Source organism: Gordonia metallireducens, assembly GCF_021245825.1.
Taxonomy (GTDB): Bacteria; Actinomycetota; Actinomycetes; order Mycobacteriales; family Mycobacteriaceae; genus Gordonia; species Gordonia namibiensis.
On record NZ_JAJQJP010000026.1, the window covers coordinates 237880 to 262625 of the forward strand.

General features: G+C 68.1%; 23 protein-coding genes. 12 read left to right on the plus strand and 11 right to left on the minus strand.

The annotated features are described in order from the left end of the window. Positions 1 to 57: 57 nt before the first annotated feature. The 3 genes from LQD00_RS09910 to LQD00_RS09920 all read left to right on the plus strand — a co-directional run bounded on the left by LQD00_RS09910 (position 58) and on the right by LQD00_RS09920 (position 2181). Positions 58 to 534, plus strand: coding sequence for an Lrp/AsnC family transcriptional regulator (locus LQD00_RS09910; protein WP_232716964.1), 477 nt, complete (start codon positions 58 to 60; stop codon positions 532 to 534). 86 nt (positions 535 to 620) lie between these two features. Continuing rightward, positions 621 to 1046 (plus strand): DoxX family protein, encoded by a 426-nt coding sequence (locus tag LQD00_RS09915; RefSeq protein WP_232716965.1) that lies wholly within the window; start codon positions 621 to 623, stop codon positions 1044 to 1046. Positions 1047 to 1176: 130 nt separating this feature from the next. Then, positions 1177 to 2181: a YdcF family protein gene (locus tag LQD00_RS09920; RefSeq protein ID WP_232716966.1), complete on the plus strand. Its 1005-nt coding sequence runs from the start codon at positions 1177 to 1179 to the stop codon at positions 2179 to 2181. A gap of 81 nt (positions 2182 to 2262) precedes the next feature. On the opposite strand, the gene LQD00_RS09925 is transcribed toward LQD00_RS09920, so the two are convergent. The 4 genes from LQD00_RS09925 to LQD00_RS09940 form a co-directional block, all read right to left on the minus strand. Continuing rightward, positions 2263 to 3000: a metallophosphoesterase gene (locus LQD00_RS09925; protein ID WP_232716967.1), complete on the minus strand. Its 738-nt coding sequence runs from the start codon at positions 2998 to 3000 to the stop codon at positions 2263 to 2265. A gap of 172 nt (positions 3001 to 3172) precedes the next feature. After that, the gene (locus LQD00_RS09930) at positions 3173 to 3946 is read right to left on the minus strand and encodes a dienelactone hydrolase family protein (RefSeq protein WP_232716968.1); all 774 of its coding nucleotides are present in this window, start codon (positions 3944 to 3946) and stop codon (positions 3173 to 3175) included. Positions 3947 to 3994: 48 nt separating this feature from the next. Beyond that, entirely contained in the window at positions 3995 to 5515 is a 1521-nt protein-coding gene (locus LQD00_RS09935; protein WP_232716969.1) for a DHA2 family efflux MFS transporter permease subunit, read from the minus strand. Beyond that, positions 5515 to 7986, minus strand: coding sequence for an ATP-dependent DNA ligase (locus LQD00_RS09940; RefSeq protein ID WP_232716970.1), 2472 nt, complete (start codon positions 7984 to 7986; stop codon positions 5515 to 5517). The genes LQD00_RS09935 and LQD00_RS09940 overlap by 1 nt, the downstream gene beginning before the upstream one ends. Before the next feature lie 117 nt (positions 7987 to 8103). Between LQD00_RS09940 and ku the strand changes: the two genes are divergently transcribed. Next, positions 8104 to 9087 carry a non-homologous end joining protein Ku gene (ku, locus tag LQD00_RS09945; RefSeq protein WP_454771246.1) on the plus strand — a complete coding sequence of 328 codons (984 nt, stop codon included), beginning with the start codon at positions 8104 to 8106 and terminating at the stop codon, positions 9085 to 9087. Positions 9088 to 9147: 60 nt separating this feature from the next. Then, a complete protein-coding gene (locus tag LQD00_RS09950) occupies positions 9148 to 10476 on the plus strand; it encodes an MFS transporter (protein ID WP_232716972.1) in 1329 nt (442 codons plus the stop codon). A 13-nt stretch (positions 10477 to 10489) separates the two neighbouring features. Here LQD00_RS09950 and LQD00_RS09955 read toward each other — a convergent pair whose 3' ends face one another. Next, entirely contained in the window at positions 10490 to 11398 is a 909-nt protein-coding gene (locus LQD00_RS09955; protein WP_232716973.1) for a LysR family transcriptional regulator ArgP, read from the minus strand. Between the two features lie 85 nt (positions 11399 to 11483). Here LQD00_RS09955 and LQD00_RS09960 point away from each other — a divergent pair, with 85 nt between their 5' ends. The 3 genes from LQD00_RS09960 (at position 11484) to LQD00_RS09970 (ending at position 13773) form a co-directional block, all read left to right on the plus strand. Beyond that, entirely contained in the window at positions 11484 to 12104 is a 621-nt protein-coding gene (locus LQD00_RS09960) for a LysE/ArgO family amino acid transporter (protein ID WP_232716974.1), read from the plus strand. Between the two features lie 69 nt (positions 12105 to 12173). Further along, the gene (locus LQD00_RS09965) at positions 12174 to 13055 is read left to right on the plus strand and encodes a YhjD/YihY/BrkB family envelope integrity protein (RefSeq protein WP_232716975.1); all 882 of its coding nucleotides are present in this window, start codon (positions 12174 to 12176) and stop codon (positions 13053 to 13055) included. Between the two features lie 52 nt (positions 13056 to 13107). Next, complete coding sequence (locus LQD00_RS09970) at positions 13108 to 13773, plus strand: CDP-alcohol phosphatidyltransferase family protein (RefSeq protein ID WP_308195954.1); 666 nt, start codon at positions 13108 to 13110, stop codon at positions 13771 to 13773. Between the two features lie 37 nt (positions 13774 to 13810). Here the strand turns inward: LQD00_RS09970 and LQD00_RS09975 are convergent, their stop codons facing one another. Continuing rightward, entirely contained in the window at positions 13811 to 14854 is a 1044-nt protein-coding gene (locus LQD00_RS09975; RefSeq protein ID WP_232716977.1) for an ABC transporter permease, read from the minus strand. 93 nt (positions 14855 to 14947) lie between these two features. On the opposite strand from LQD00_RS09975, the gene LQD00_RS09980 reads away from it, so the two are divergent. The 4 genes from LQD00_RS09980 to crtI all read left to right on the plus strand — a co-directional run bounded on the left by LQD00_RS09980 (position 14948) and on the right by crtI (position 18867). After that, positions 14948 to 15562 (plus strand): TetR/AcrR family transcriptional regulator, encoded by a 615-nt coding sequence (locus LQD00_RS09980; RefSeq protein WP_232716978.1) that lies wholly within the window; start codon positions 14948 to 14950, stop codon positions 15560 to 15562. A gap of 179 nt (positions 15563 to 15741) precedes the next feature. After that, positions 15742 to 16332 carry an isopentenyl-diphosphate Delta-isomerase gene (gene idi, locus LQD00_RS09985; RefSeq protein WP_232716979.1) on the plus strand — a complete coding sequence of 197 codons (591 nt, stop codon included), beginning with the start codon at positions 15742 to 15744 and terminating at the stop codon, positions 16330 to 16332. Positions 16333 to 16369: 37 nt separating this feature from the next. After that, the gene (locus LQD00_RS09990) at positions 16370 to 17281 is read left to right on the plus strand and encodes a phytoene/squalene synthase family protein (RefSeq protein WP_232716980.1); all 912 of its coding nucleotides are present in this window, start codon (positions 16370 to 16372) and stop codon (positions 17279 to 17281) included. Further along, a complete protein-coding gene (gene crtI, locus LQD00_RS09995; RefSeq protein ID WP_232716981.1) occupies positions 17278 to 18867 on the plus strand; it encodes a phytoene desaturase family protein in 1590 nt (529 codons plus the stop codon). Before LQD00_RS09990 ends, crtI begins: the two co-directional genes overlap by 4 nt. 238 nt (positions 18868 to 19105) lie before the next feature. Here crtI and LQD00_RS10000 read toward each other — a convergent pair whose 3' ends face one another. From LQD00_RS10000 to LQD00_RS10020, 5 genes are all read right to left on the minus strand, one after another. Then, positions 19106 to 20605 (minus strand): phytoene desaturase family protein, encoded by a 1500-nt coding sequence (locus LQD00_RS10000; protein WP_232716982.1) that lies wholly within the window; start codon positions 20603 to 20605, stop codon positions 19106 to 19108. Continuing rightward, positions 20602 to 21735, minus strand: coding sequence for a glycosyltransferase (locus LQD00_RS10005; RefSeq protein ID WP_232717104.1), 1134 nt, complete (start codon positions 21733 to 21735; stop codon positions 20602 to 20604). The genes LQD00_RS10000 and LQD00_RS10005 overlap by 4 nt, the downstream gene beginning before the upstream one ends. Then, on the minus strand, positions 21722 to 22540 hold the full coding sequence (locus LQD00_RS10010; RefSeq protein ID WP_232716983.1) for a carotenoid biosynthesis protein: 819 nt from the start codon (positions 22538 to 22540) through the stop codon (positions 21722 to 21724). Before LQD00_RS10010 ends, LQD00_RS10005 begins: the two co-directional genes overlap by 14 nt. An 80-nt stretch (positions 22541 to 22620) precedes the next feature. Continuing rightward, the gene (locus LQD00_RS10015) at positions 22621 to 23334 is read right to left on the minus strand and encodes a monooxygenase (RefSeq protein WP_232716984.1); all 714 of its coding nucleotides are present in this window, start codon (positions 23332 to 23334) and stop codon (positions 22621 to 22623) included. Further along, positions 23331 to 24473: a polyprenyl synthetase family protein gene (locus LQD00_RS10020; protein WP_232716985.1), complete on the minus strand. Its 1143-nt coding sequence runs from the start codon at positions 24471 to 24473 to the stop codon at positions 23331 to 23333. The genes LQD00_RS10015 and LQD00_RS10020 overlap by 4 nt, the downstream gene beginning before the upstream one ends. Between the last annotated feature and the right edge of the window lie 273 nt (positions 24474 to 24746).

Genomic DNA, 24746 nt, shown 5'->3' on the forward strand with positions numbered 1-24746 from the left:
GAGACTGAGCAATATGCGCACCTTCGCGGGGGGGTGCAAGGAACGGAGGTTGGCATCTTGCCAAGCGAACATCGAGCCGATCGGATCGACGCCAAGATCCTGACGGTCCTCGCCGACGACCCCCGGGCCACGGTGATGGCGGTGGCCGAGCGGACCGGGCTGTCCCGCAACACCGTTCAGGCTCGCCTGAGCAAGCTCGATGCGGCCGGCGCCTTGCATTCCTTCGAGCGCCGCGTCGATCCGGCGGTCCTCGGGTATCCGCTGCAGGCCTACGTGCTCACCAATGTCACCCAGCGCAAGCTGGATCAGGTCGGTGCAGCGCTCGAGGCGATACCGGAGGTCCTGCAGGTCCACGGTCTCACCGGGGTCGCCGATCTGCTGGTGCACGTCGCTGCGAAGGACGCGGACGATCTGTACCGCATCGCCGGGGACATCCTCGACATCAAGGGCGTCAAGCGCACCACGACCGCTCTGGTGATGAGGGAGATGGTGGACTTCCGTGTCCGCCCGCTGCTCGACGCCCTCGCCGAGTAGCTGCGTCGAGCCCCGATGAGTTTCCCGGGCGAGCCGTGTCTATCCCTGCGCCACCACCACACCACTCGATCACCAGGGAGAACATCATGGCCACCGACATCACCACCCGGAACCCGTCCGAGACCACCGGTAGCCGCAACTGGCGCCGCATCGTGGGAATCGTCATCAGCGTCCTCGTCGGCGCATTCCTCGCTTTCGACGTCGTCGGGAAGCTGACCCGCCCGCAGGCGGTGATCGACGGCACCGAGAAGCTGGGCTTCGACTCCGACCAGGCCATCGTCATGGGCGTGGTGTTGCTCGTCTGCCTTGTCGTGTACGCGATCCCGCGGACGGCGGTGCTGGGCGCGCTCGGTATCACCGCCTACCTCGGCGGTGCGGTCACCGCGAACATGCGGATCGAGGAGCCGCTGTTCAGCACGGTTCTGTTCGCGGTCTATCTCGGTGTCCTGATGTGGATCGGCCTGGTCCTGCGTCGTCCGGAACTGTTGAAGGTCGCCGGTTTTCGGCGCTGACCAGCGCAAGCGCTCCCCCTCGACGGCCCCGTGCCCGTTACCGATCTGGAATCGGACGGGTGCGGGGCCGTTGCGGATACCTCGTACTGTTACGCGAGTGACTGGTGTGACCAGAGTTAAGCGTTTCCGCATGGCTGCGGCCGCGACCATGGCGGTCGCCGCGCTCGGCGGTGTGACCGTCGGGTCTCTCCCCGCCGACGGTGCGAGCGTCGTGACGGTGGCGGACGCCGTCGACCCGGCCGGGCTGTACAACGAGGCCCAGTCGAAGTTCGCGAACGGGGACGTCGCCGGCGGCCTGGCCGCGTTGCAGAAGGCGCTGACCCTGGCCCCCGCAGACACCGATGCGCTGGCACTGCAGGCGATCTGGGCCGATCAGATGGAAGAGGCGTCCGTCAGCAATGCCGCGCTCGGTCGCCTGCGGGTGCTGAACCCTCTCCTCGCCACCACGGCCCGCAACGTCATCTCCGGAGTGGCCACCGCCGCGCAGATCGTGCCCGACACCACGCCCAAACCGGTGTCCGGGCGGGTCGCAATCGTCGTCCTGGGATTCGGGTTGAACGCGAACGGGAAGATGGCCCCGGAGTTGGTGAATCGGGTGACGGCGGGCAAGGCGCAGTCCGAGATCACCACCGCCGCACCGATCGTCGTGACCGGCGGGGTCCCCAAGAACGGGATCACCGAGGCTGCCGCGATGAAGAACTGGCTGGTCGAGAACGGGGTCGACACCGGCCGCATCCTGACGGAGGACAAGTCGGGTTCCACCGTGGCCAACGCGCAGAACACCTCGGAGATGCTCCGCGCGAAGGGTATTCGCGACATCATCCTGGTCACCTCGCCCAGTCATATCCGACGCGGGGCGGCCGACTTCGGCGCGACCGGACTGCGGGTCGTCGGAACCCTCACCACCGCCACCGATCTCAGCAAGTACCTCACCCCGCTGACCAAGGACCAGACGCGGGGTATCCGGCTCGAGGCCACGCGTGCCGCCCGGATCCCGGTCACCCACCAGCCGGGTGCGCTCCCGCAGAACCTCCCCGATCCCGGGCCCGGTCTGCTCACCGACCTCGGCGGGCAGGTCCTCAAACAGTTGCTCGACGCCGGATCGTCGGCCATAGGTTCGGGTACCGAGGGCTGACCGCTAAGCACATCCCCCGAACAGGGTTCGGTCATACATCACCGAACGGAGTTCGGCCAGAACATCACCGAACGGGTTCGGTCAGAACATCACCGAACGGTAGTGGGTGACGAGGCGTCCCTTGTCGTAGATGTGGAAGGCGATGCCGGGCGGTTGTCCTCGGTTGACGACCTCGGTGCCCTCGAACGGCAGGTTCAGTGTCGAGGCGACGCCCGGCGCGATGCACAGCGGGCGGTCGGCGAATCGGGTCACGGCGGGTGTGTGTGCATGTCCGCACAGGAACGCGACGATGTTCGGGTGGCGTTCGACGAGCGGGACCAGGCGCTCCTCGCCGGTCTGCCGGATCGAGTCCATGAACGGCATGTGCAGCTCGACCGGCGGGTGATGAAAGGCGATGAAGACGGGTGTCTGCGGGTCCTCGGCCTCGAGCTGAGCCGACATCCAGGAGATCGTCTGGTCGTCGATGTAACCGTCGTTGCGACCGGGGACGGAGCTGTCGCACATCAGGAACAGGACGTCGCCGACGCGTCGGGCATGGTTGATCGGTCCGGACGTCTCGGCACCGAGCAGGGTGGCGCTGAACGGTTCCCGGACGTCGTGGTTACCGGCGGTGATGAGCATCGGCAGGGGGCTGTCGAGAACGCCGTAGGCCTCCCGGTATTCGCTCGGCACGCCCTCATCGGCCAGGTCTCCGGTGACCAGCAGGACGTCGATTCCGGCGGCGCGTGCGTTGATGTAACTCAGCGTCGACTGGATGCGGCTGCGATTGAACCGCGTCCCGTTGAAATGAAGGTCGCTGATGTGGGCGACAACGAACACGAAGAGCTCCTGTCACGGTCACTGACTCCCACGAGGCTAGTCCCAGGAACCGCCTGTTCGCGCACCACGGTGGCGCCGCGAGTCGAAACACACTCCCCTCGCGATGGTGTGGCTCAGTCGTCCTACCGAGCGGTAAGTCCTCTGGCGCACTGGCCCCGGCCCTGGCCGGGGCTCACGCCGTCAGGGTTCGTCGGAACAGTCCCTCGAGTTCGGCGAAATGGTGCTCGGCGGCCTCGTGGTGGTACGCGGCGATGTCCGACATCGTGTAACCGTGAGCGGCACCCGGATAGACGGTCGCCGAATGTGTGACGCCACTCGAGATGAGTGCATGCTCGAACTGTGCGACCGCGGTGTGGGGGAGTGAGCGGTCCTTGTCGGCGTGGATCGCCAGCACGAACGCCTCGATGTCGACGAGGTGCAGGTGAGGGCTGTCCGGGGTGTCGGTGACCAGGTTGCCGGTGTGGAAGATGCCGACGGCGGCCACATCGGCGGGACGCGCCGCCGCCAGGTTGAGGGCCAGCCGCCCACCCATGCAGTACCCGGTGACGCCGATCGGGCCGGCGGAGACACCGGGCACCGAGCGCAGGGCGTCGAGGTAGGCGATGAGGTCGGCGCGTGCGACGTCGGAGGTGAGGGTCGATGCCCGCGGCATCGCCGCCTTGAAGAACGCGCCACGGGCCTCGGGCAACAGCAGGTCGTCGGCCGGCGCCCACTCCTCGGCGGTGCCGAAGCGGTAGAAGAGATGCGGTACCGCGACGACGTATCCCCACGACGCGATCCGGTCGGCCATCGCGCGGGTTCGCGGGCGGAGACCGATCACATCGGTGACGAACAGGATGCCGGGCAGCGGCGTGTCGTCGGACCCGGCCGGACGGGTCACGTACATCTCGGTGTCGCCGTAGGCCGCGGGGACCGTGATCGTCTCGCCGGATACGTCGGGTGTCATGGGTGACTCCTCCTGTGGGCTGCTGGTTCGGGGTGTCCGTCGACGCCGTCAGATCCCGGCCGGTGGCGCCGGTGCCGTCTCGGTGCCCCGGGATCGATGTCGCGGCAGGAACATCGCGGGGACGAAGATCACCGCCGTCAGGGCGAACGCCACCCAGAAGGCATAGCCGAAGGCGTCCGCCATCAGTGGACCGATGACGGGCATCGCTTCCGGTGGGACCGCGCCGATCTGATCGGTGCCGCCGCCCGAGGCCGGGAGCCCGTGGGTGTTCGACTCGTGGGTGAGGCGCTGGGTCAACGCCGTGACCAGAAGCGCGCTACCCAGCGACGCGCCGACCTGCTGGATCGCCGAGAGGGTGGGGGCCGCGCGGGTCACGACCTCCTTGCTCAGATCGCTGTAGGCGGCCGAGATCGTCGGCATCATCACCGAGCCGAGGCCCATCCCGCGGACGAACAGGGCGACGCTCAGCCACAAATAGGAACTGTCGACCCCGACGTGGGTGAAGGGATAGGTACCGATCATCGCCAGCACGACGCCGACGGGCACCACATAGCCGGCGCCGATGCGGTCGGTGATCCGGCCGCCGATCACCATCGCCACGATCGCGCCGAGTCCCTGCGGGGCGAGCAACAGGCCCGCATTCAGCGCACCTTCGCCGCGCACGGTCTGGTAGTAGAGCGGGAGGAGCAGCATGCCGCCGAAGAGTCCGATCGCGACCAGGAAGACCGAGACGGTGCCTGCGGCGAACACCCTGTTTGTCAGGAGTCGGACGTCGACGATCGAGTCCTTGCCCTTGCGCAGGCTGTGCCACGTGTAGAGCCCCAGGCCCACGGCACCGATGATGAGCCAGGCGAGCACATCGAGTTCGCCGAAGCCGCCATGGGAGCTCGCGCGCGACAGACCGTAGAGCAGGGATACCAGGCTGCCGGAGAGCACGGCGAGGCCGAGGAGGTCGAGGCGGTCACGGTCGGGGGCCTTGTCGCCGAACGGCAGTTTCCACACTGCGAGGGCGACCGCGACGAGGCCGACCGGCACGTTCACCAGGAAGATCCAGTGCCAGCTCGTGTACTCGACGAGCAGACCGCCGATCACCGGTCCCAGGACGGGGCCGAGGAGCATGGGGACGCCGAGGATGGCCATCGCCCGCCCGAGTCGGTCGGGGCCGGCGGCGCGGGTGATGATGGCCTGCCCCGCCGGCAGGAGCATGCCGCCGCCGAGACCCTGCAGGATGCGGAAGACGATCAGGGTCTCGATCGACCACGCCGCCGCACAGAGGGCAGACCCCAACACGAACAGCGTCACCGCCGTGATCCACGTCGGCTTGGGGCCGAATCGGTCCATCGCCCAGCCGGTGAGCGGGATGACCAGCGCGACTGCGAGGAGATACCCGGTGACCACCCATTGCGTCGTCGACAACGAGGCGTCGAGTTCGGTGCTCAGCGACTCCAGGGCGACATTGACGATGGTGGTGTCGAGAACCACCATGATCATGCCCGAGACGATCACGAGACCGGTCACGATCACGGAGCGGTCGAGTTTGTCCGACTGCGGGGGCACGGGGTCCGTCATCAGAGATCTCCGGGGAGTTTGTCCCGGCGGATGCCGCGCCAGCTCGGGTGTCGAAGGTGGCCCGCGGTGGTCCAGTCCATGAAGCGCACCTCGCCGACGATCTTGGGCAACACCCAGACCGCGCTCGACGCGATGGGGCGGTCGAGCTTGTCGAGGAACGGCGACCGCGAGATCTCCAACGGCTCGAGTTCCTCGGCGAGCGCCCGCAGCTGCGCATCGGTGAATCCGGTGCCGACGCGCCCGACGTAGCGGAGTCCGGTCTCCTCGGGCAGTCCGAGGAGCAGCGACCCGATGGTGTGCGACCGATTGCCGCGTCCGGGCCGGTAGCCGCCGACCACCACCTCGATGTCGCTCCAGTTCTTGTGTTTCAGCCACTTGGTGGAGCGTCGACCCTGCTGGTACACCGAGTCGCGTCGCTTGGCGACGACGCCTTCGAGGTTGTGTTCGCGGCTGTACTCGATCGCCGCACTCGCCGGTGTCGGAAGCAGCGGCGGCACATCGACATACGGCGACCGGCGGAACGCCGTTGCGAGTTCCTCGAGCAGTTCGCGTCGTACAGACCACGGTTTACGCAGCAACGACGTCCCGTTGAGATAGAGGATGTCGAACAGGTGCAGTTTGAGCGTGTACGGCTCCTCGGTGTGCTTCCGTGACGTGAAGAGCGTGAAGTTCGTCCGGCCGGTCGAGTCGATGGCCACCGCCTCGCCGTCGAGGACGACGTCCATCAACCCGAGATCGTCGGCGATGCCGGCGAATTCGGGGAAGTCCTTCGTCATGTCGATCCCCGACCGGGACGTGAGCCGGAACTCGCCACCGATCGACCGGACCAGGAGCCGATAACCGTCCCACTTGCCCTCGAACGCCCAATCCCGTTCGTTGAGCTTGTCGATCGGGTCGTCGGTAGCGAGCATCGGCCGCGGATCGCTGAGACTGTCGGGGACGATGGGGCGCGGCTCGTCGGTCATCAGGTGGGCGAGCCAGTTCTTGTCGCCGGTGTGGATCAGCGCGTAACGACCCTGGACCTTCTCGCCGTGCAGGCGGACGATGACTTCTTTGTCCCGCCATTTCTCGAGCTCGAAAGTGCCCTTGTCCCAGATGGATACGTGCCCGCCGCCGTACTCGCCGGCCGGGATGTCGCCCTCGAAGTCGGCGTAGTCCATCGGATGGTCCTCGGTCTGGACCGCGAGCCGGTTCTGGTCCGGATCGGTGGGCAGGTTCTTCGGGACGGCCCACGAGACCAGCACCCCGTCGTGTTCGAGGCGGAAGTCGTAGTGCAGGCGCCGGGCGTGGTGTTCCTGGATGACGAAGATCGGTTCGCGCGGGCCGGTTTCGGCTTCGGCGTCGGACTCGTCGTCGGTTTCGCGGAGGCGCTGCCGGTGGTTCTCGTCGCCGAACGGCTCCGGGGTCTTGGACTCGTCCCGTTTACGACGGTACTCACGGAGGTTGATGATCTGACCCGGCTGCGACTCCTCGGTGGGGCGCTCGTCGGGCGCGGGACCGTCGCCGGAGGTGAGGCTCTCCCGCAAGGTGTCCGGATCGACGAGGTCCTCGTCGCGGTCTTCGGTGTCGGATTCGTCGGCGTCGGGTTCCGGCTCGTCGTCGTACGGGGCGTCGAGACCCTCCAGGAGATCGCCGACGTCGGCGACGCGGTCGAGAACCTCGGTGTAGAGCAACTGGGCGATCTTCGGGTCCTCGATCTCGTCCCAGGTGCGGGGCGCGGCGACCCACGGCTGCTCGCGTCCGCGTAACGAGTACGGCGACAGCGTTGTCTTGGAGGCGTTGTTCTGGCTCCAGTCGATGAAGACCTTGTCGTCGCGGATCTTCTTGGACATGTTGGCCGTGATGAAATCGCTGTTCTGCCGGGCGAACTCGTTGGCCACCTCGCGGGCGACCTTCCGTGCGGCCTCGGAGCTCACCGGTTTGGGCAGTCGGGCGTAGATGTGGATGCCCTTGCCGCCGCTGGTCACCGGGTAGGTGGTGGTGCCGCCCAGCCAGTTCCGGATCTCCACCGCCACGCCCGCGGTCTCGTGGAGGGGGACATTCGGGCCGGGGTCGAGATCGAAGACGATGCGGTTGGCCATGCGCTCGCCGTCGGGGCCGATCGGTAGTCGCCATTGCGGGACGTGGATCTCCAGTGCCGCCATCTGGGCCAGCCACACGAGAGTGGCGCGGTCCTCGGCCAGCGCGTAGTCGATGACCCGCTCGCTGTGCTGGATTCCGTACCGGCGAACCCAGTCGGGTGCGCTGTCGGGCATGTCCTTCTCGAAGAACGGCGTCGACTCGACACCGTTGGGCCACCGTTTGCGGGTGACGATCCGATCCCGCAGATGCGGCAGCATGACGTCGGCGATGCGCGAGTAATAGTCGATGACGTCGTACTTCCGGGTCCCGGTCGCCGGATAGAGCACCTTGGAGAGATTGGTGATCGAGATCCGGCGGCCGTCGACCTCCAGGTTCTCTCCGCCTGCCATCCCCCCATTGTCCACCCCCGAGGCCCGGAGGCGGGTTGATCGACGCGGGGATGTCGGCCCGGCCGTGTTGCGCCCGGTTGACGACGTGGCGTGCGATTGCCTGGCACAATGTTCCCCATGCGCTCGATCTGGAAGGGCGATCTCAGCTTTGGCCTGGTGAACGTACCGGTCAAGGTCTATTCCGCGACGGAGAGTCACGACCGGAAGTCGTATCAGGTCGACTCCTCCGACGGCACCCGTATCCGCTACCGCCGGGTGCGGGAGGGAACCGACACCGAGGTCGACTACTCCGACATCGCCAACGCCTATGAGTCGGAATCGGGCGAGACGGTGATCCTGACGAAGGACGACCTGGCCACGCTGCCCGTCCAGAAGAGCCCGGAGATCTCGATCCTCGAGTTCGTGCCGGCCGAACAGGTCGACCCGATCTACTTCGACAAGCCGTATTACCTGGAACCGTCGTCGAAGTCGCCCAAGGCCTACGTGTTGCTGGCAAAGGCGCTCGAGGAGACCGACCGCCTGGCCATCGCGACGTTCACCCTGCGCAATCGGACGCGGGTGGCGGCGCTGCGCGTCGTCGACGGCGTGATGACGCTGCAGACCCTGTTGTGGCCGGATGAGGTCCGCAAGCCCGACTTCGGCTTCCTCGACGAGGACACCGAGATCCGCGATCAGGAACTGAAGATGGCGGCCTCGCTGATCGAGTCGATGGCGTCCGATTACGACCCGTCCGAGTTCGAGGACCGGTACCAGGAGGAACTGTCCAAGCTGATCGAGGCGAAGGCCGAGGGCAGCGAGGCGTTCCCGGAGTCGGACGAGGTGAAGTCCGAGGACGAGGACTCCGAGGTCGCCGATCTGCTTGCCGCCCTGCGTGCCTCGGTGAAGGATCGTGGCTCCTCCGACGACGCGTCGGACGAGGAGAAGTCCACCGCGAAGAAGGCCCCGGCGAAGAAGGCGGCCAAGAAGGCGCCCGCGAAGAAGGCCGCAGCGAAGAAGGCGACCGCCAAGAAGACTGCGTCGAAGAGCGGCTCGAGTTCCGATTCCGGCAAGAGCACCACGAAGAAGGCACCGGCCAAGAAGGCCTCCCGCAAGGCCAGCTGATCGTGCTCTCCCGCCGAAATTCGCTGGCCTGAGACCGGCGGCGTCCGGCAAGCTCGAAAGGTGAGCACCATCGTCGACACCCGTTTGCCGCGCGCCCTGAAGCCCCTGGCGCGACGGCAGTATCGGCTGTTGGCGTCGGGTCTGATCCTGGCGATGTTCGGCGACGGGATCTGGACGGTCTCGGTGATCTGGCAGGTCATCGCCCTCGGCGGTGGACCGGGTCAGGTCTCCCTGGCGACGGGGACGGCGGCGGTCGGGATGCTCCTGTCGACGCTTGTCGGCGGTGTACTCGCCGACCGGATCTCGCAGCGCCACATCATGATCGGTCTCGAGGTCACCAAGATGGCGGCCTTCGGTGCGGTGGGTGCGGCCTCGGTGTTCGGGGTCCTCGACCTCTGGATGGTCGTGGTGGCCTCGCTGCTCGCCGGCGTCACGATGGGCATGTACTACCCGGCGTACTCGGCGTTGCTGCCCGGTGTGGTCTCCGCGTCGGAGCTGCAGGCGGCGAACGGCATCGAGGGCTTCTTCCGTCCGGTGGTGTTCCAGGCCGTCGGTCCGATGGTCGCCGGTGCGGTCATCGGCGCCACCGCGCCGGGCCAGGCGGTCGTGCTGGCCGCCATCGCGTCCATCGCCTCGGGGGCGTGCTACCTGGTCATGGCCCCGGTGACGTCACGGCGACTCGGCGAACCGGAGACGTCCGAGGCGGAGATCGCACGCACGAGCGCCCGCAGCGGTGTCGTCGTCGACCTCGTCGAGGGTTTCGTCTACATGATCCGTACCCCGTGGCTGTGGGGAACGCTGTTCTTCGCCTGCGTCCTGGTCCTGGCGACGATGGGCCCGATCGAGGTGCTCGTGCCCTTCGCGTTGCGTGAGCGCATCGACGGCGGCGCCAGCCAGCACGCGTGGGTGCTCGCCGGATTCGGTGTCGGCGCGGCCGCCACCTCTCTGGTGTTCGCGTCCCTGCCGATGCCGCGGCGGTATCTGACCGTCATGTTCGGCATCTGGTCGTTCTCGAGCGTGCCACTCGTCCTGATGGGTGTCGCCGACGCGACCTGGATGTTCGTCGCCGCCGGTGTCGGGATGGGCGTGATGTTCGACGGCCCGATGGTGCTGTGGGGAACGCTGCTGCAACGCCGTGTACCGCCGGCGCTGCTCGGCCGGATCGCGAGCCTCGATTTCTTCGTGTCGGTCGCACTGATGCCGGTGTCGATGGCGATCGCCGCCCCGGTCTCGTCGGCGATCGGGTTGACCGCCACGTTCGTCCTGGCCGGTCTCCTGCCGGTTCCCATCGCGTGGGCGTTCTACTTCGCGGCCCGCATGTGGCGCGACGAGATCGAGAACCCGCTTGTCGACGAGACGCCGCCGACGCTGGTGTCGGTGAACGACTGACCCTCCGGCACGGTCAGCGGAGCACCTCCGCGGCCCCGGCGACCACCAGGTTCGTGAGCTGTTGCAGCAGAGGAGAACTGAGCTTCCAGTATTGCCAGTACAGCGGGACGTCGAGGTGGTGGTCGGCGATCAGCTGCACCCGGCCGTCGTCGAGTGCCTCCCGGATCTGGACGACGGGCACTGCGCCCCAACCGATTCCGAGCGACACCGCGCGGTGGTACTCGGTGGAGGCCGGGATGTAGGCCGCCAGTGGGTCGACGGCGCGTCCGGCCAGGGCCGCGACCATGTCCAGTTGGATGTGGTCGTTGCGGTCGAACTGGACCATCGGGGCTCTCGCCAGAGCCTCGGCGTCGAGCCCGTCGGGTAGCCAAGTATTGATGAATTCCGGTGTCGCGACCGGCAGATACCGCATGCTGCCGAGGGACTGCAGGGTGCAACCCCGGATGGCGATGGGTTCCGACGTCACCGCGGCGAGCGCGTCACCCGACTTCAGCAGGGCGCTGCTACGGGTCTCGTCGTCGCGGAAGACCTCGACGGCGACCGCGTGCTCACGGTGGAACCGCGCGAGCACCGGGAGCAGCCAGGTCGCGAGCGAGTCCGCGTTCGTCGCGATCGGCAGATGCACGCGGGGGCGGGAGATCACCGGTGTGTCGTCGTCATCGGGTTCGCCGACGAACTCGGCGCGCGTCTCGGCGAGCAGCAGTTCCCATTGCCTGGCGAGGCGGACCAGCACCTCGCCGTCCGGCGTCGCCGATGCGGGTTTGGTCCGGCGCAGCACCACCCGCCCGACCGCCGACTCCAACGCCTTGATCCGCTGGCTCACCGCCGACGGCGTGATGTGCAGCGACGCGGCCGCGGCGTCGAAGGTGCCTTCGCGGAGGACCGCAGCCAGCGTCCGCAGGCCTTCCTGGCTGATTTCCATACGACCAGGCTAGATGAAGAACAGCTAATGATTCATCAGAAACATTCGCTGTACTGATCTGCCGAGGCCCCATAGCGTTCACCGGGTGTCCAGTTACCTCCTCCCCGCGATCGCCGGCTTGCTCACCGGCGCGGGCCTGATCGTCGCAATCGGTCCGCAGAACGTCTTCGTCCTCCGCCAGGGCGTCGCGCGACGGCACACGGGGGCGATCGTGGCGGTGTGCGCGATCTCCGACGTCGTGCTGATCGTCGCGGGAGTGGCCGGGCTCGGCGCGATCGTCGCGGCGCATCCGCAAGTGGTCACCGTCGCCAAACTCGTCGGCGGCCTCTATGTCCTTGTGCTCGGGCTACTTGCCGCGAAGCGATGCCTGCGCAGCAACGAGGCCATCGCCGCGAACGCCGAGGAGGCGGAATCGGCCGGCCGGTGGGTCGCGGTGGGCACGGCGCTGGCGCTCACCTGGCTCAATCCGCACGTCTATCTCGACACCGTCCTGACGATGGGTGCGATCGCCAACGGACACGGAAACGGCAAGTGGGCCTTCGCCGTCGGCGCCTGTCTGGCCAGCATCCTGTGGTTCACCGCGCTCGGGGGAGGTGCTCGGCGCCTGTCGCGCTTCTTCGCCAGCCCGCGGGCGTGGAAGATCCTCGACGCCGTCGTCGCGGTGATCATGATCGGGATGGCGGTCGCGCTGTTCGCCTCGATCTGACGGAGCGTCGTCGGTCACTTCCGCCCGGGACGTGCCTAGTCGTGATGAATTTCGGGTACACCGGACATCGTGATCCTCAGTTCCGCCGCCCCACAGACGCGTTCCGCGCCGGGGACGGTGCTGTCCGCGGTACGTCGGGTGGCGTCCGGTATCAAGGACGTCCTCGCCCGTGGCGACCTCGCCGCCGCCGCGGCGACCCTGACCTATTACGCCGCGATCGCCGTGGTCCCGTGGGTGCTGCTCGCGATCTGGTCGACGACGTGGTTGCGCGGGGATGCGGCAGCGGAGTCGACCTGGCGGGAGCTGGCGGTCCTGATCCCGCCGGAGATGGGTGGCCGAGACGTGTTCGGCGAGGCGGTGTCCATCGGCATCGCCCTCACCGGCTGGGGCGCGCTCGTCCTGCTCTTCCCCGCGTCGTTCTACGGGGAAGGGCTCCGACGCGCCTGCCTGACGATGCATCCGGAGAAGGATCGCTTCACCGGCTGGCGCTCCCGCCTCTCGATACTGGTGTTGTTCGTCTTCGTGCCGCCCCTGACCGCGGTCGCGGTCGCGGTGGGATCGGCGATCACCACACTCGCCCCCGACGGCGGGGGCACCGGCGGCCTCGGCGATCTCGCGGCCCGCGTGGTGATCGAGTTCCTCACCGTCTGGCTCACCCTGACGATCCCGCTGACCTGGGTCTACTGGAAGGTCACGCCCGGCGGTCCGTCCCTGCTCGTCTCGGCGGTGACCGCACTAAGCACAGCGTCGTTCATCGCCGGCTTCTCGCAGGGGTTCCTACTGTTCCTGTCCCTGCCGATCGACGTCGGGATCCCCTACGGCGGCCTCCGGGTCATCGGCGGGGTGGTGGCCGCCGGACTGTGGCTCTACGTGCTCCACATCCTGGTGATCGTCGGCTGGGCCGTCGGACAGGCGGCGGCCCGGACTGTCGGAGGCGACCGTGTCGACTGAACCGGATCATCGGCCCGGTCGACGAGAGGCCCGCCAGACCCAACGGGACGCAGTGCTCGACGCATGGTCGGAGTTGCACGGCGGAATCGATCCCCGCGAATCGTTCTGGGTCGAACGGTGGGTGCTCCTCAGCAACGCCTGCGCGCGACCCCTCGTACGACTGGGCATCACACCGAATGTGATCACCGTCTGCGGGGCCGCCGTCACCGCGATCGCCTTCGCGGTCACCTTCGCCGGACGCGGTTGGTTCGCGGTCGCGGCCGTCGTCATCCTTCTCGCCGCCGTCCTCGACGGGGTGGACGGTGCCATCGCCGCCCAGACCGGCGCGGCGACGCAATGGGGCAGGGTCCTCGACACTATGGCCGATCGGTGGTCGGACATCTTCCTCGCGGGCATCGTCGTGATGGCCGGGGCTCCGCCGTGGTCGGGAGTGGTGCTCGCCGTGCTCACCCTCTTCCTGGAGGGCACGCGGGCGACGGCCCAGGCCGCCGGGATGAAAGGACCCGGAACCGTCACGATCTGGGAACGGCCCTCGCGGGTGATCCTCGCTTTCATCGCGATGGTCGTGGCCACGGTCGCGTGGCAGATCGGGCTCTCCGACGGCAGTACCCGGACGTTGGCAGCGATCATCGCCGGGATCGGTGCGATCCTGGCGACGATCGGGCTTCTCCAGTTGTTCGTCGCGGTGTTCCGGCAAACGCGCGGACTGCGCGCCTGATCCGGCGCTCCCGACGCAGACCCGGCTTCGACCGGAGTCAGACCCGGCTTCGACCGAGTCGGACCCGGCTTCGCCGAAGCCCGGAGAGGGCGAGCAGGATCGCGCCGATGACGACCCAGCCCAGCAGAATCCACAGCGGGCCGGCGATCGCGGCGTCGGGGAAGTAGGCGACCGAGCGGGTGAGGGTGCCGCCGGCACCGGTCGGGAGCCACTGGCCGAGGGCTCCCCACGGCGCCGGGAGCAGATACGGCGACGACGCCAGCCCGGACAGCGGGTTGGAGATCAGCATCATCAGGACCGCCGCGATGCCGACGCCGGGTGCACCGATGAGTGCGCCTGCCCCGGCGGTGAACCAGGAGATCGCGCCGATCATCAGGGCGAGTGCCAAGGCCACCGGCACCACGCGGCCGTCGATGACCCCGAGCCATGACCAGACCGCAGCAAACCCCAGGCCGGCGACCAGTGGGCCGACCAGCACGACGGCGGCCTGCATCCAGACCCGTCCGGCGAGGGCGATCGCGGCCGCGGCGCCAAGGGCGATGCCGGCGATGAGTAGCGGTAGCAGTCCCGCCGCGAACCCGGTGCCGCGTGCATCGGTGGCGGGCGGGGCGACCACGGACTCCGTGGTGACCGGCAGCGACTGTGCGGTGGCGATACCCGTGCCGACGCCTGCGACGATCTGGGCGAGTGCCGGGGACGCGGCCTCGGCGGTCAGCACGGTGACGCCCTGCGGGCCGACGGCGATGGCGCCGACGATGTCCCGGGATTCGATGGCCTCCCGCGCAGCGGCGGGGTCGGCGAACTGCTCGACGGCGAAGGCATCCTCACCCGCGCGATCGGCCAGGGCGGATTCGATGGCAGACGCTGCGGGTGCCGGTGCGACCAGGCCGAGCGGGACGTCATGCGGCTCGGGGTCCACGGCCAGGGAGACGAACATGGCCGCGATCGTGCTGACCACGATCGGTATCGCCAGGACCAGCGCGACGACGATGCGCCACGACGGTCCGTGCGAAGGGGAGGACTCGGGCGGTCGATCCTCGGTGGCGAATTCTCGGTCGGACGGTTCGGTGTACGTGGCCATCACGGCCTCCAAAAAGAACGAACTCTCGTTTTACGAAGTATGCGCCGGGCCGCGCCGGCAATCAAGAACGAATATTCGTTTTATACTCATCGAATGCCGAAGATCAGCGAGGAACGCAAGCTCGAGCGCAGTCAGCAGATCCTCGACGCGGCACGGCGCTGCTTCGCCGAGAAGGGGTTCCACCGGGCGTCGATGTCGGACGTGATCCGGGAATCGGGCCTGAGTGCCGGTGCGGTGTACTCGTACTACTCGTCGAAGGAACAGCTGATCGCCGCGGTCGCGCGGTCGGTGTTCCAGGCCTACGAGTCAGGGCTCGGCGAACTCGCCGACGGCCACGGAGCCCCGGCGTCACCCGAGGACGCCATCCGGATGCTCGCAGCGCACGTACTCGCCGAGATCGCACCGCTCACCGACGACTTCCGGATGGTGGTGACCATCTGGGGCGAGGCCGCGAACAACCCCGAGCTGCGCGAGATCGTCCGCGAGATCATCCTGGGCCTACGCAAGGTCTTCGAGCGCGTCCTGGTCCGTTGGCGCGACGCGGGCCACGAACTGCCTGGTGAACCCGCAGATCTGGCGCTCCCGATGGTGTCGGTGATGCAGGGCGTCGTCGTGCAGCAGTCACTCGTCGGTGACGTCGATCTGGACGCATATGTGGACACGTGGTGTGCGCTGATGCGCGCTGCCGGGTTCGGCGACCAGGGCTGATCCGCCCGCACTGCCTACCATCGATGCGAGGGCGTCGATTTTCGTTGTCCGTCGCCGTCTCTCCGGCCTTGTTCTCTCCGGCCCTGTCCGGGACCGTCCGGCCCATCCGGTAGCGCCCTCGGTGACGAACAATGGGAGGACCTGGCTCGACCCACGATCTCGACTGTGATGAGGAACTGATGATCAACGACTCGGTGGTTCTCGCCGACGCCGACGGCCGCCCCTGCGGCACCGCCGACCGCGAGGGCGTGCACGGCGTCGACACCCCGTTGCACTTCGCGTTCTCATGCCACCTGGTCGACGCGGACAACCGGATCCTCATGACCCGGCGCGCGCTGTCCAAGCGCAGCTGGCCCGGTGTGTGGACGAACTCGTTCTGCGGTCATCCGCGTCCGGGCGAGGCGGTGGTCGAGGCCGTGCACCGGTATGCGCAGCGTGAGCTGGGCATCGACGTCGACGAGGTGCGGTGCGTCCTGCCGGACTTCCGGTACCGGGCCGTCGACGCGAGCGGCATCGTCGAGAACGAGATCTGCCCCGTGTTCGTCGCCCGGCCGGTCGGCTCGCTGGAGCCCAATCCGGACGAGGTCGCCGAATACGCCTGGGCGGAGGTCCCGGATGTATGGAATCTCGTGTCGCGCACCCCCTGGGCGGTCAGCCCCTGGTTCGCCGACCAGGTGCGCCAGATGCCCGGCCCCGACCCCCACGGACTTGCCGCCGACCCCGCCGTGGTCGTGACCCATCCGACCACCGTCCGGGTGTCGAATTCATGACATCCACAACCCCACTTCACACCGCAGGAGCCATCGGATGATGCATCTACCCGGTCATACCGAGCTGGTCCCGCCGCATCGGCGGTACGACGCCGTCGCCGAGGCGAGCGCGGCACTGGTGATCAAGTCGTATTCGAGTTCCTTCGGACTCGCCTCACGCCTACTCGCCCCCGCCATCCGCCGCGACGTCCGCAACATCTACGCGCTGGTCCGCGTCGCCGACGAGATCGTCGACGCACCGCGCCCCGAGCAGGGACTCGTCGACCGCAGCAACGAACTCGACCAGCTCGAGGAACAGACCTCGGCGGCGATGATCACCGGGTCGAGCAGCAATCTGGTGGTGCACGCCTTCGCGCGGACCGCACGCCGCGTCGGCATCGACCTCGACCTGGTCGCGCCGTTCTTCGCCTCGATGCGGTCGGACCTGACGCAGGTCGAGCACGACTTCGAGAGCCTCGCGTCCTACATCTACGGCTCGGCCGAGGTCGTCGGACTGATGTGTCTGCGCGCGTTCCTCGCCGAGGAGGCAAAGGCCGAAGCCCGCTACGACCACCTCGCGCCCGGTGCGCGTCGACTCGGCGCCGCCTTCCAGAAGATCAACTTCCTGCGCGACTTCGGAGAGGACAGTGACGGATTGGGCCGCCGGTATCTGGTCGGTCTCGACCCGGAGAACCCGGACGACGCGGCGTGGTCGCTGTGGCTCGACGACATCGACCTCGACCTCACCGCCGCCGCGGCGGCGATCCCGTACCTTCCGTCGAGCAGCCGGGTCGCCGTCTGCACCGCACACGATCTCTTCGCGGAACTGAATGCGCGACTTCGGGAATCCTCGGCGGTCGAGGCCAGGCGGCAACGCGTCCGGGTTCCCAACGCCGGCAAGGCCAAGATCGCGGCGGCCGCCGTCGCCCGCCGCGGGATGCCGCGCGCCGCACGGGGAGTGAACGCATGACCGCCCGCAAACGCATCGTCGTCATAGGTGGCGGTGTCGCCGGTCTGTCCACCGCCGCACTGCTCGCCCACGACGGCCACGACGTCGAGGTGATCGAGAAGAACGACGATCTCGGCGGACGCACCGGACTCTGGAGCAAGGACGGGTTCCGGTTCGACACCGGCCCGTCGTGGTGGCTCATGCCCGAGGTCTTCGACCACTACTTCGAGATGTTGGGCACCTCCACCAAGGAGCAGCTCGATCTCGTCCGGCTCGACCCCGGTTACCGGGTCTTCTTCGCGGAGAACGGTTCCGACGAGGCGCCGATCGACATCTTCGGCGACTACGAACGCAACCGCGAGGTGTTCGAGAACATCGAACCGGGTGCAGGAGCGGCTCTCGACTCCTATCTGCAGACGGCACGCCAGGCGTACGACCTCGCCGTCGAACGGTTCCTCTACACCAGCTTTGATTCCCCACGCGCGTTCCTGGGTCTCCCGGTGTTGAAGCACGCGCCGACGCTCGCGAAACTGTTGACTCGGTCGCTGCAATCCTTCATCTCGTCGAAGTTCAGCGACCGACGCCTGCAGCAGGTGCTCGGCTACCCGGCCGTGTTCCTCGGCTCGTCGCCGGAGCGGACACCGTCGATGTACCACCTGATGAGCTGGATGGACCTCGCCGACGGCGTCCGATACCCCAGAGGCGGCTTCACAACTCTGGTCGATGCACTCGAACGCGTCGCTCGTGAGCGCGGCGTGGTCATCCACACCGGAACGGCCGCGACCTCCGTGCTCACCCGGGAACGGTCGGGCCGTCGACTCCGCCGTCGCGCCGAGGTGGTCGGCGTTCGTGTCCAGACCGCAGACGGGGCCACGCGAGACCTGCCCGCCGACATCGTCGTCGGCGCGGCCGATCTGCACCATCTCGAGACCAAGCTCCTCCCTGGGGAGCTGCAGACCTTCCCGGAGCGCTACTGGGAGCGTGCTACTTCGGGACCCGGTGCCGTCCTCGCCTACCTCGGCGTCCGCGGTGAGCTGCCCGAGCTCGCCCACCACTCGCTGTACTTCACCGAGGATTGGAAGACGAACTTCGACGCCATCTTCGAATCACCCACCCGGGTACCCGATCCGGCGTCGCTGTACGTGTGCAAGCCGTCGGCGACCGACGAATCGGTGGCCCCGGACGGTCACGAGAACGTCTTCGTCCTCGTCCCGGTTCCAGCTGATCCCGGCCTCGGGCACGGCGGCATGGACGGTGCCGGCGACCCCGACATCGAGAAGGTCGCCGACCGTGCCATCGCCATGATCGCCCAGTGGTCGGGAGTCCCCGACCTCGCCGACCGTATCGTCGTCCGACGCACCGTCGGCCCCGCGGACTTCGTCGACAACGTGAACTCGTGGTGCGGTGGTGCCCTCGGACCGGCACACACGTTGCGACAGAGCGCATTCCTGCGTTCGACGAACCGCTCACGCAAGGTCGAGGGGTTGTACTACGCGGGATCGAGCACCCGGCCGGGCATCGGCCTACCGATGTGCCTCATCAGTGCTGAGCTGATCCGCAAGCGACTCAACGGTGATCGCTCCGTCGGCCCGACGCCGACGCACTGACAGCGGAATTGTCTGCTGCCGAACGCAACCCAACCTGCTGCCTGAGGTGTGAGGGGAGTCCGCCGGGCGACCTGCCCCTGCTGCCTGAGGTGCGAGGAGCGGTAGCGACGAGCCACGAAGGCCTGGTGAGGTTATCTCGCCAGCCCTTCGTGGCTCGCTTCGCTCGCACCTCAGGGAGCAGTGGGCGACGCGCCCTCTCGCACCTCAGGGAGCAGTGGGCGACGCGCCCTCTCGCACCTCAGGGAGTGGGCGACTGTGCGATCAGGTCCGCGACGATCTTCGCCGACAACATCACCAGGGGGAGTCCGCCGCCGGGGTGCGACGACCCGCCGACCAGGTACAGGCCCGGGATGGGTGACGTGTTCTTCGGCCGCAGGAAGGCAGCGCGCGGGCCGTTCGACGACGAGCCGTAGATCGAGCCACCGGGGGTCATGGTGCGGCGTTCGAGATCGGCCGGTGTGATTAGCAGGCGGTGACGGACCTGATCGCGGATGTCGAGACCGCGGTCGGCCATCACCTGCATGATCTGGTCGGCGTACTTGTCCGCGAGACCTGCTGCGTCCCAGTCGACTCCGTTCTCCGGGTCGTGTCGCGGCGCATTGACGAGCACGAACCAGGCCGCGGTATCAGGACCCGGGACGATCTCGGGATCGTCGGGCGCGGAGATGTAGACGGTCGGACGGGCGACGGGTCGCGGCGGGCCGTTGAAACCGAAGACGGCGTCGAACTCCTCGTCGTAGTCTTCGGCGAACAACACGTGATGGTGGGCCTGGTCGGCGGGCGGGTTCTCGAGCGCGAGGAGCAGGACAAAACCCGACAACGACGGGGTCGAACGCCGTAGCAGCGCAGACGGGATGCGAACGGAGCGGCGGGGTACGAGGCGGTCGAAGACCTGGCGGGCGTCGGCATTCGCCACGACGAGATCGGTGGAGCGGCGGCTGCCGTCGGCGAGTTCGACACCGTCGACCCGGCCGTGTGCATCCGTCGAGACCTGGGACACCTCGACCCCGAACTCGATCCGACCGCCTAAGGCGAGGAACCGATCCCGCATCGCGGTGGCGATCCGGCCGAGGCCGCCGCGGACATACCAGGAACCCCAGGCCTGCTCGGCCCACGGGACGGAGGCCAGGGCCGCCGGAGCACGACGCGGATCAGAACCGGTGTAAGTCGCGTAACGGTCGAGCAGCATCGCCAACCGGGAATCGCTGAGATATTCGGAACCCAGACCCCGCAACGTTTTCCACGGCGCCACGGTTCGGACGTCGGAGGGTGTGGCGATCCCGCCGATCATCGTCCGGACACTCATCGGCGACTCGAGGAACGGGCCGTGGGTGACATCCCAGATCGCCTGCGCGCGTTCGAGGAACGCCGACCATTCGTCACCCGAACCGGGGCCGAGTGCGTCGTCCAGGGCGGAGGGGATGTCGTCGAGCGTGTCGGGCAGGTCGAGGACCGTACCGTCGGGGAACCGGTAGCGCGCTGCGACCGGCAGCCGCTCGAGCGCGAGGAACTCGTCCACCGGGGCGCCGGTGTCGTCGAACAACTCGGTGAGGATATGCGGCATGGTGACCAGCGACGGGCCGGTGTCGAAGACGAAACCGTCATGCTCGATCACGCCGAGTTTGCCACCGACGGTGTCGAACTGCTCGAGCACGGTGACGTCATGGCCGGCCGCCTGCAGGCGCATCGCCGCGGCGAGTCCGCCGACGCCGGCGCCGATGACGATGACCCGGCTCATCGCGAAACCTCGATGGTGCGTCCCTTCCACTCCAGTTCCCCACGGTGACGGGCGATCGTCGAATCCGCGGCGAGAAAGGTGAAGAGAGCGATCGACGCGGGATGCCCCAGGGCATCGGGGAACGTGCGTCCCCCGGTTGTCCGCGCGGACACGAGTCGCGAGGCGACGCCGGCGAGGTACCCCACCCATCCGATGCGTGAACCGGTCAGAGCCGCCAGCGCCGGGATCACATACATGAGACACAGACCGGCGGTCACCGCCGACGTCCCGGCGGGTGAGCCGAAGGCGGACCACAGTGACTTCCGGTACCCGGCACGGACTTCGTCCCAGCCGTCGTACATGCGGCAGGTTGCGACCGTGCTCCCCTCGGCCACCACACCCCGACCGCCCGCGGCCTTGATCGCGCGGAGGAGTGCGATGTCCTCCAGGACGACGTCACGGACCGCCTCGTGTCCGCCGGCGCGGCGATAGGTGGCGGTGTCGACCATCAGGAACTGGCCGTTCGCGGCGGTCAGGGATTCGCGCGGGGACCGTTCGGCGAGTCCCAGCGGGAGTGTGCTGAGCCACGACCACTGCAACAGGGGCTGCACCAGACGTTCGGCAGCACTGGTGGCGACCTGCCGCGGGTAGGGACTCACGAGATCGAGTCCGGCGTTGCGCAACAAGGCGAATGACGAGGTGAATGCGTGGGGTTCGACCACGACGTCGGCGTCGACGAAGGCGAGGACACCGTCGGGGGCGGCGTTGTCGGCCAACTGTCGGCAGGCCCAGGACTTCCCGAGCCAGCCCGGTGGTGGTGGGGAGCCCTCGAACACCTCGAGTCGGTCGTCGTGGGCGGCCAACCGGGCGAGGAGGGCGTCGGTGCCGTCGACCGAACCGTCGTCGAGCACGAGGACGCGGGCAGGGCCGGGCCATCGGTCGACGGCCTCGAGGACGGCGGTGATGCAGCGTTCGGCCCGGGCGATCTCGTTCCGCATCGGTATCAACACCGAAAGAGGCTCGGCGGGAGGGATGTCTGCGAGACCTGGGCGGCGCACGCGGATCGCGTTGTCGACGGTGAGGGCGAGTGACGCCAGTGACAGGCCGGTCCCGACCGTCACCGTGCGGCGCCAGAGGTCAGACGCTCGCACCATGTCTCCTGTATCGCAGCGACCGCACTTCGAGCACGAGAAGCGGGATCGCGACGACACCCATCACCACAGCACCGGCCAGTGCGACCGTCGGGCGACCGAAGAACATCGCGTGCGCCATCACCGACGAGAAGTAGGTCCACAGGTAGGCGGTCACCGGGACCGAGTCGTCGGCGTCGGCGGTGTCGCCGGCACCGATCACCCGATCGAGGAGAGCGATCATCAGGAACGAGACCAGAAGCCAGCCCGCGAAATTCGTCAACGGGATGTCGTCGACGCCGGGTAGCGACGGGGTGGGAAACTGCCAGGTCCAGTGGCCCTGATCGACCATCTGCGGATCGAGGAAGACATCCCAGGCCGTCAGCGCGTACGCCCCCAGGAAGGCGGTCACCACGCGAGCCCGCGTACCGGACAACCGCATGGCGCCGACGAGTCGTCGCGTCACGGCGAGCGCCGGCCACGACATCATGATCCAGGCCAGGGGCACCAGGACCGGGACACCGAGAAGCTTGAGGCCCAGACCGTCGGTGTATGCGTATGTGCCGAAGGGGAATCCGGTGCTGACACCGATCGCCTCGGCGACGAGACCACCGCCGCCGGCGATCACGACCAGTGCGATCGCGGTTCCGAAGCCGCGGGTGGCGGCGAGATGGAGGACCGATGCCGACGCCAGGAGCAGGACGCTCGCGACGGTGAGCGGGAGTGTGCCACCCCCGGTGAGCGGGAAGGCGATCTGCACCCCGATGGTGGCGGCGAGGAGAACCCATGCGACCGGGATGAGGTGATGACGGAGCGATGTCTTCACCTCAGGCGATGGGGATGCTCCGGTAGGGGTTCCTCGCACCTCGGGCGGTGAAGGTGGTGTCGGGGTGGTGGCGGAGGTACTCATGCCGATCTTCCCTGGTAGGTCCCGGTCACGTCGAGGACGGCGAACCGTGCGAACAGTTCCTCGGCGTACCAACGGGCGGGTTTGGTGCGCGCGATGGCGGACTTGTGTGCGGGCGAGTGGTAGGCGAAGTCGGTGAGGTCGCGCGTGGAGTCCCAGAGCGAGAAGGTCCCCTGGACTCCGATCGGCATCTCGCCGACACCGAGCGCGAGCCGATTGCCCGGCGCGCCGGCAAGTTCCGAGGCGACCGGCGGGACCGCCCGCCAGAAGGACGCCATCGTCGTCGGCCGAAGCCGGGCTCGGGTGAGTGCGGCGACCGGTCCCGTCCGGTCTCGTGCACGGTCAGCCGCCGAACCCTGGTGCTCCTGGCCGAACGGGTCGACCCGCGACCATCGGCCTTTGGATCGCAACGGCCGCATCGTGATGCGCAGTTCCTCGGTGCTCGAGTCCTGCCAGCGTCGCAGCACTCGTGAATTCGACGATGCGCGAGCCGCATCGTCGTCGTGCCAGACGGTGAGCGCTGCCCAGTGCCGCAGGTCGGCGCTCTCCATCGTGAAGGTCTCTGCGGTGCCGGTGCCGAGCAGTTTGGCGAAGCGGAGTCCGGGGGTGGCGCGCAATGCTCGCCGGCCCGACGCCATCCGGCCGAGCGCGGGCATCACCCGGTCGACGCCCCAGATGCGTAGCTCGACCGTCGGAACAGCAGATGGGGTCATGAGCGGCGCCACACACAGCGTTCGACGAGCGAGGTCAGGGCCTGACGTGTCAGTTCGTCCACCGATGCATCCGCGACGACCGCCAGGGCGTCCTCGGCGAGTTCGACGATGCGCTGTTCGACGCGTTCGAGGGCGCCGGTGGACTCCACGACGTCGCGCATCTGCGCGGCGCCGGTGGCGTCGAGGTCCGGGTTGCCGAGGCAGTTGGCGATGATCCGTCGTTCCGTCCAGGTCGCGGACTCCTCGGCCAGCGCCATCAGCATGGTGCGCTTGCCCTCACGGATGTCGTCGATCGCCGGCTTCCCGGTGATCTTCTCGTCGCCGAAGACACCGAGAATGTCGTCGCGCAACTGGAATGCCTCACCGGCGCTGATCCCGATGCGGTCGTAATCGGCGAGAAGGTCGGCGTCGGCCCCGGCGAGCGTGCCGCCGAGCCGGAGCGGTTGGCCGATGCTGTAGCGGGCGCTCTTGTACCGGAGGACGCGTTCGGTCCGGTCGGGATCGGTGTGGTCCTCGGTCTGGCTGAGCATGTCCAGGTACTGGCCCGCGTACGCCTCGTCGCGCATCTCGGTCCAGGTCTCACGGACGGCCTGGCGGGTGTGGCGCTCGACGGTGTCGACCGCCGCGGCGACCAGGTCGTCCGACCACGACAGACACATGTCGCCGACGAGGATGGCGACCGCGGTGCCCCAGGTGTCGGAGTCGCCCCGGCGACCGACCGCGCGATGGGTGTCGGCGAAGAGACGGTGGATGGTGGGCAGGCCGCGGCGGGTGTCGGAGTCGTCCATCACGTCGTCGTGGACCAGGGCGGCGAAGTGGAACAGCTCGATCGCCGACGCCAGTTCGACGACACCGGGGACCGACCGGCCGTGGGCGGCGCCGCGGGCACCCCACAGGCAGAAGGCGGCGCGCAGGCGTTTGCCCCCGCCGATGCGGGCAGCGATGGCGTCCGACGCCGGACTCAGTTCGGCACCCACTTTGTTCAGCGTCAGTGCATGTCGGCGGAAGTGGGCGGTCAGCACCTCCTCGACGAGTTCGAGGTCGGTCGTCGCGTCGTCGATCGCGCGGAGCCCGGAGTTCGGGTCGAGGACAGGCCGGTGGGGGAGGGATGAGTCGGTCATCTCGGCGGTCTGTGTCATGGCGAGGCCCTTCCGGGGTGCGGGGTCGGCGCGGTTGCGGGTACCCGGTCTTCGGTGCGATGACACCCGTCGGATGGGTCACCGCCGTGAGCGTCGAAGACCGCCCCTGAAAAGCGCCCCCGATTTCCGCCCGGCGTCGAAAACCGCCCCCGAAAAGAACCCTCCACAGCGCCGCCGGCGACAGATCGTTCGCGGTGCCACTCTGGAGGGCGGTTCCCAGGGGCGCTTTTCGGACTGGGGCGGAAGCCAGGGGCGGTTCCCAGGGGCGCTTTT

Excerpts from the sequence above, each read along its gene's own strand:
- crtI (WP_232716981.1), top strand. The coding sequence starts at position 17,278 with ATGACCGCCCGCAAACGCATCGTCGTCATAGGTGGCGGTGTCGCCGGT.
- LQD00_RS10000 (WP_232716982.1), bottom strand. The coding sequence starts at position 20,605 with ATGAGCCGGGTCATCGTCATCGGCGCCGGCGTCGGCGGACTCGCCGCG.
- LQD00_RS09915 (WP_232716965.1), top strand. The coding sequence starts at position 621 with ATGGCCACCGACATCACCACCCGGAACCCGTCCGAGACCACCGGTAGC.
- LQD00_RS09990 (WP_232716980.1), top strand. The coding sequence starts at position 16,370 with ATGATGCATCTACCCGGTCATACCGAGCTGGTCCCGCCGCATCGGCGG.
- LQD00_RS09955 (WP_232716973.1), bottom strand. The coding sequence starts at position 11,398 with ATGGAAATCAGCCAGGAAGGCCTGCGGACGCTGGCTGCGGTCCTCCGC.
- LQD00_RS09935 (WP_232716969.1), bottom strand. The coding sequence starts at position 5,515 with ATGACGGACCCCGTGCCCCCGCAGTCGGACAAACTCGACCGCTCCGTG.
- LQD00_RS09920 (WP_232716966.1), top strand. The coding sequence starts at position 1,177 with ATGGCTGCGGCCGCGACCATGGCGGTCGCCGCGCTCGGCGGTGTGACC.
- idi (WP_232716979.1), top strand. The coding sequence starts at position 15,742 with ATGATCAACGACTCGGTGGTTCTCGCCGACGCCGACGGCCGCCCCTGC.
- LQD00_RS09940 (WP_232716970.1), bottom strand. The coding sequence starts at position 7,986 with ATGGCAGGCGGAGAGAACCTGGAGGTCGACGGCCGCCGGATCTCGATC.
- ku (WP_454771246.1), top strand. The coding sequence starts at position 8,104 with ATGCGCTCGATCTGGAAGGGCGATCTCAGCTTTGGCCTGGTGAACGTA.
- LQD00_RS09930 (WP_232716968.1), bottom strand. The coding sequence starts at position 3,946 with ATGACACCCGACGTATCCGGCGAGACGATCACGGTCCCCGCGGCCTAC.
- LQD00_RS09980 (WP_232716978.1), top strand. The coding sequence starts at position 14,948 with ATGCCGAAGATCAGCGAGGAACGCAAGCTCGAGCGCAGTCAGCAGATC.
- LQD00_RS09975 (WP_232716977.1), bottom strand. The coding sequence starts at position 14,854 with ATGGCCACGTACACCGAACCGTCCGACCGAGAATTCGCCACCGAGGAT.
- LQD00_RS10015 (WP_232716984.1), bottom strand. The coding sequence starts at position 23,334 with ATGACCCCATCTGCTGTTCCGACGGTCGAGCTACGCATCTGGGGCGTC.
- LQD00_RS10020 (WP_232716985.1), bottom strand. The coding sequence starts at position 24,473 with ATGACACAGACCGCCGAGATGACCGACTCATCCCTCCCCCACCGGCCT.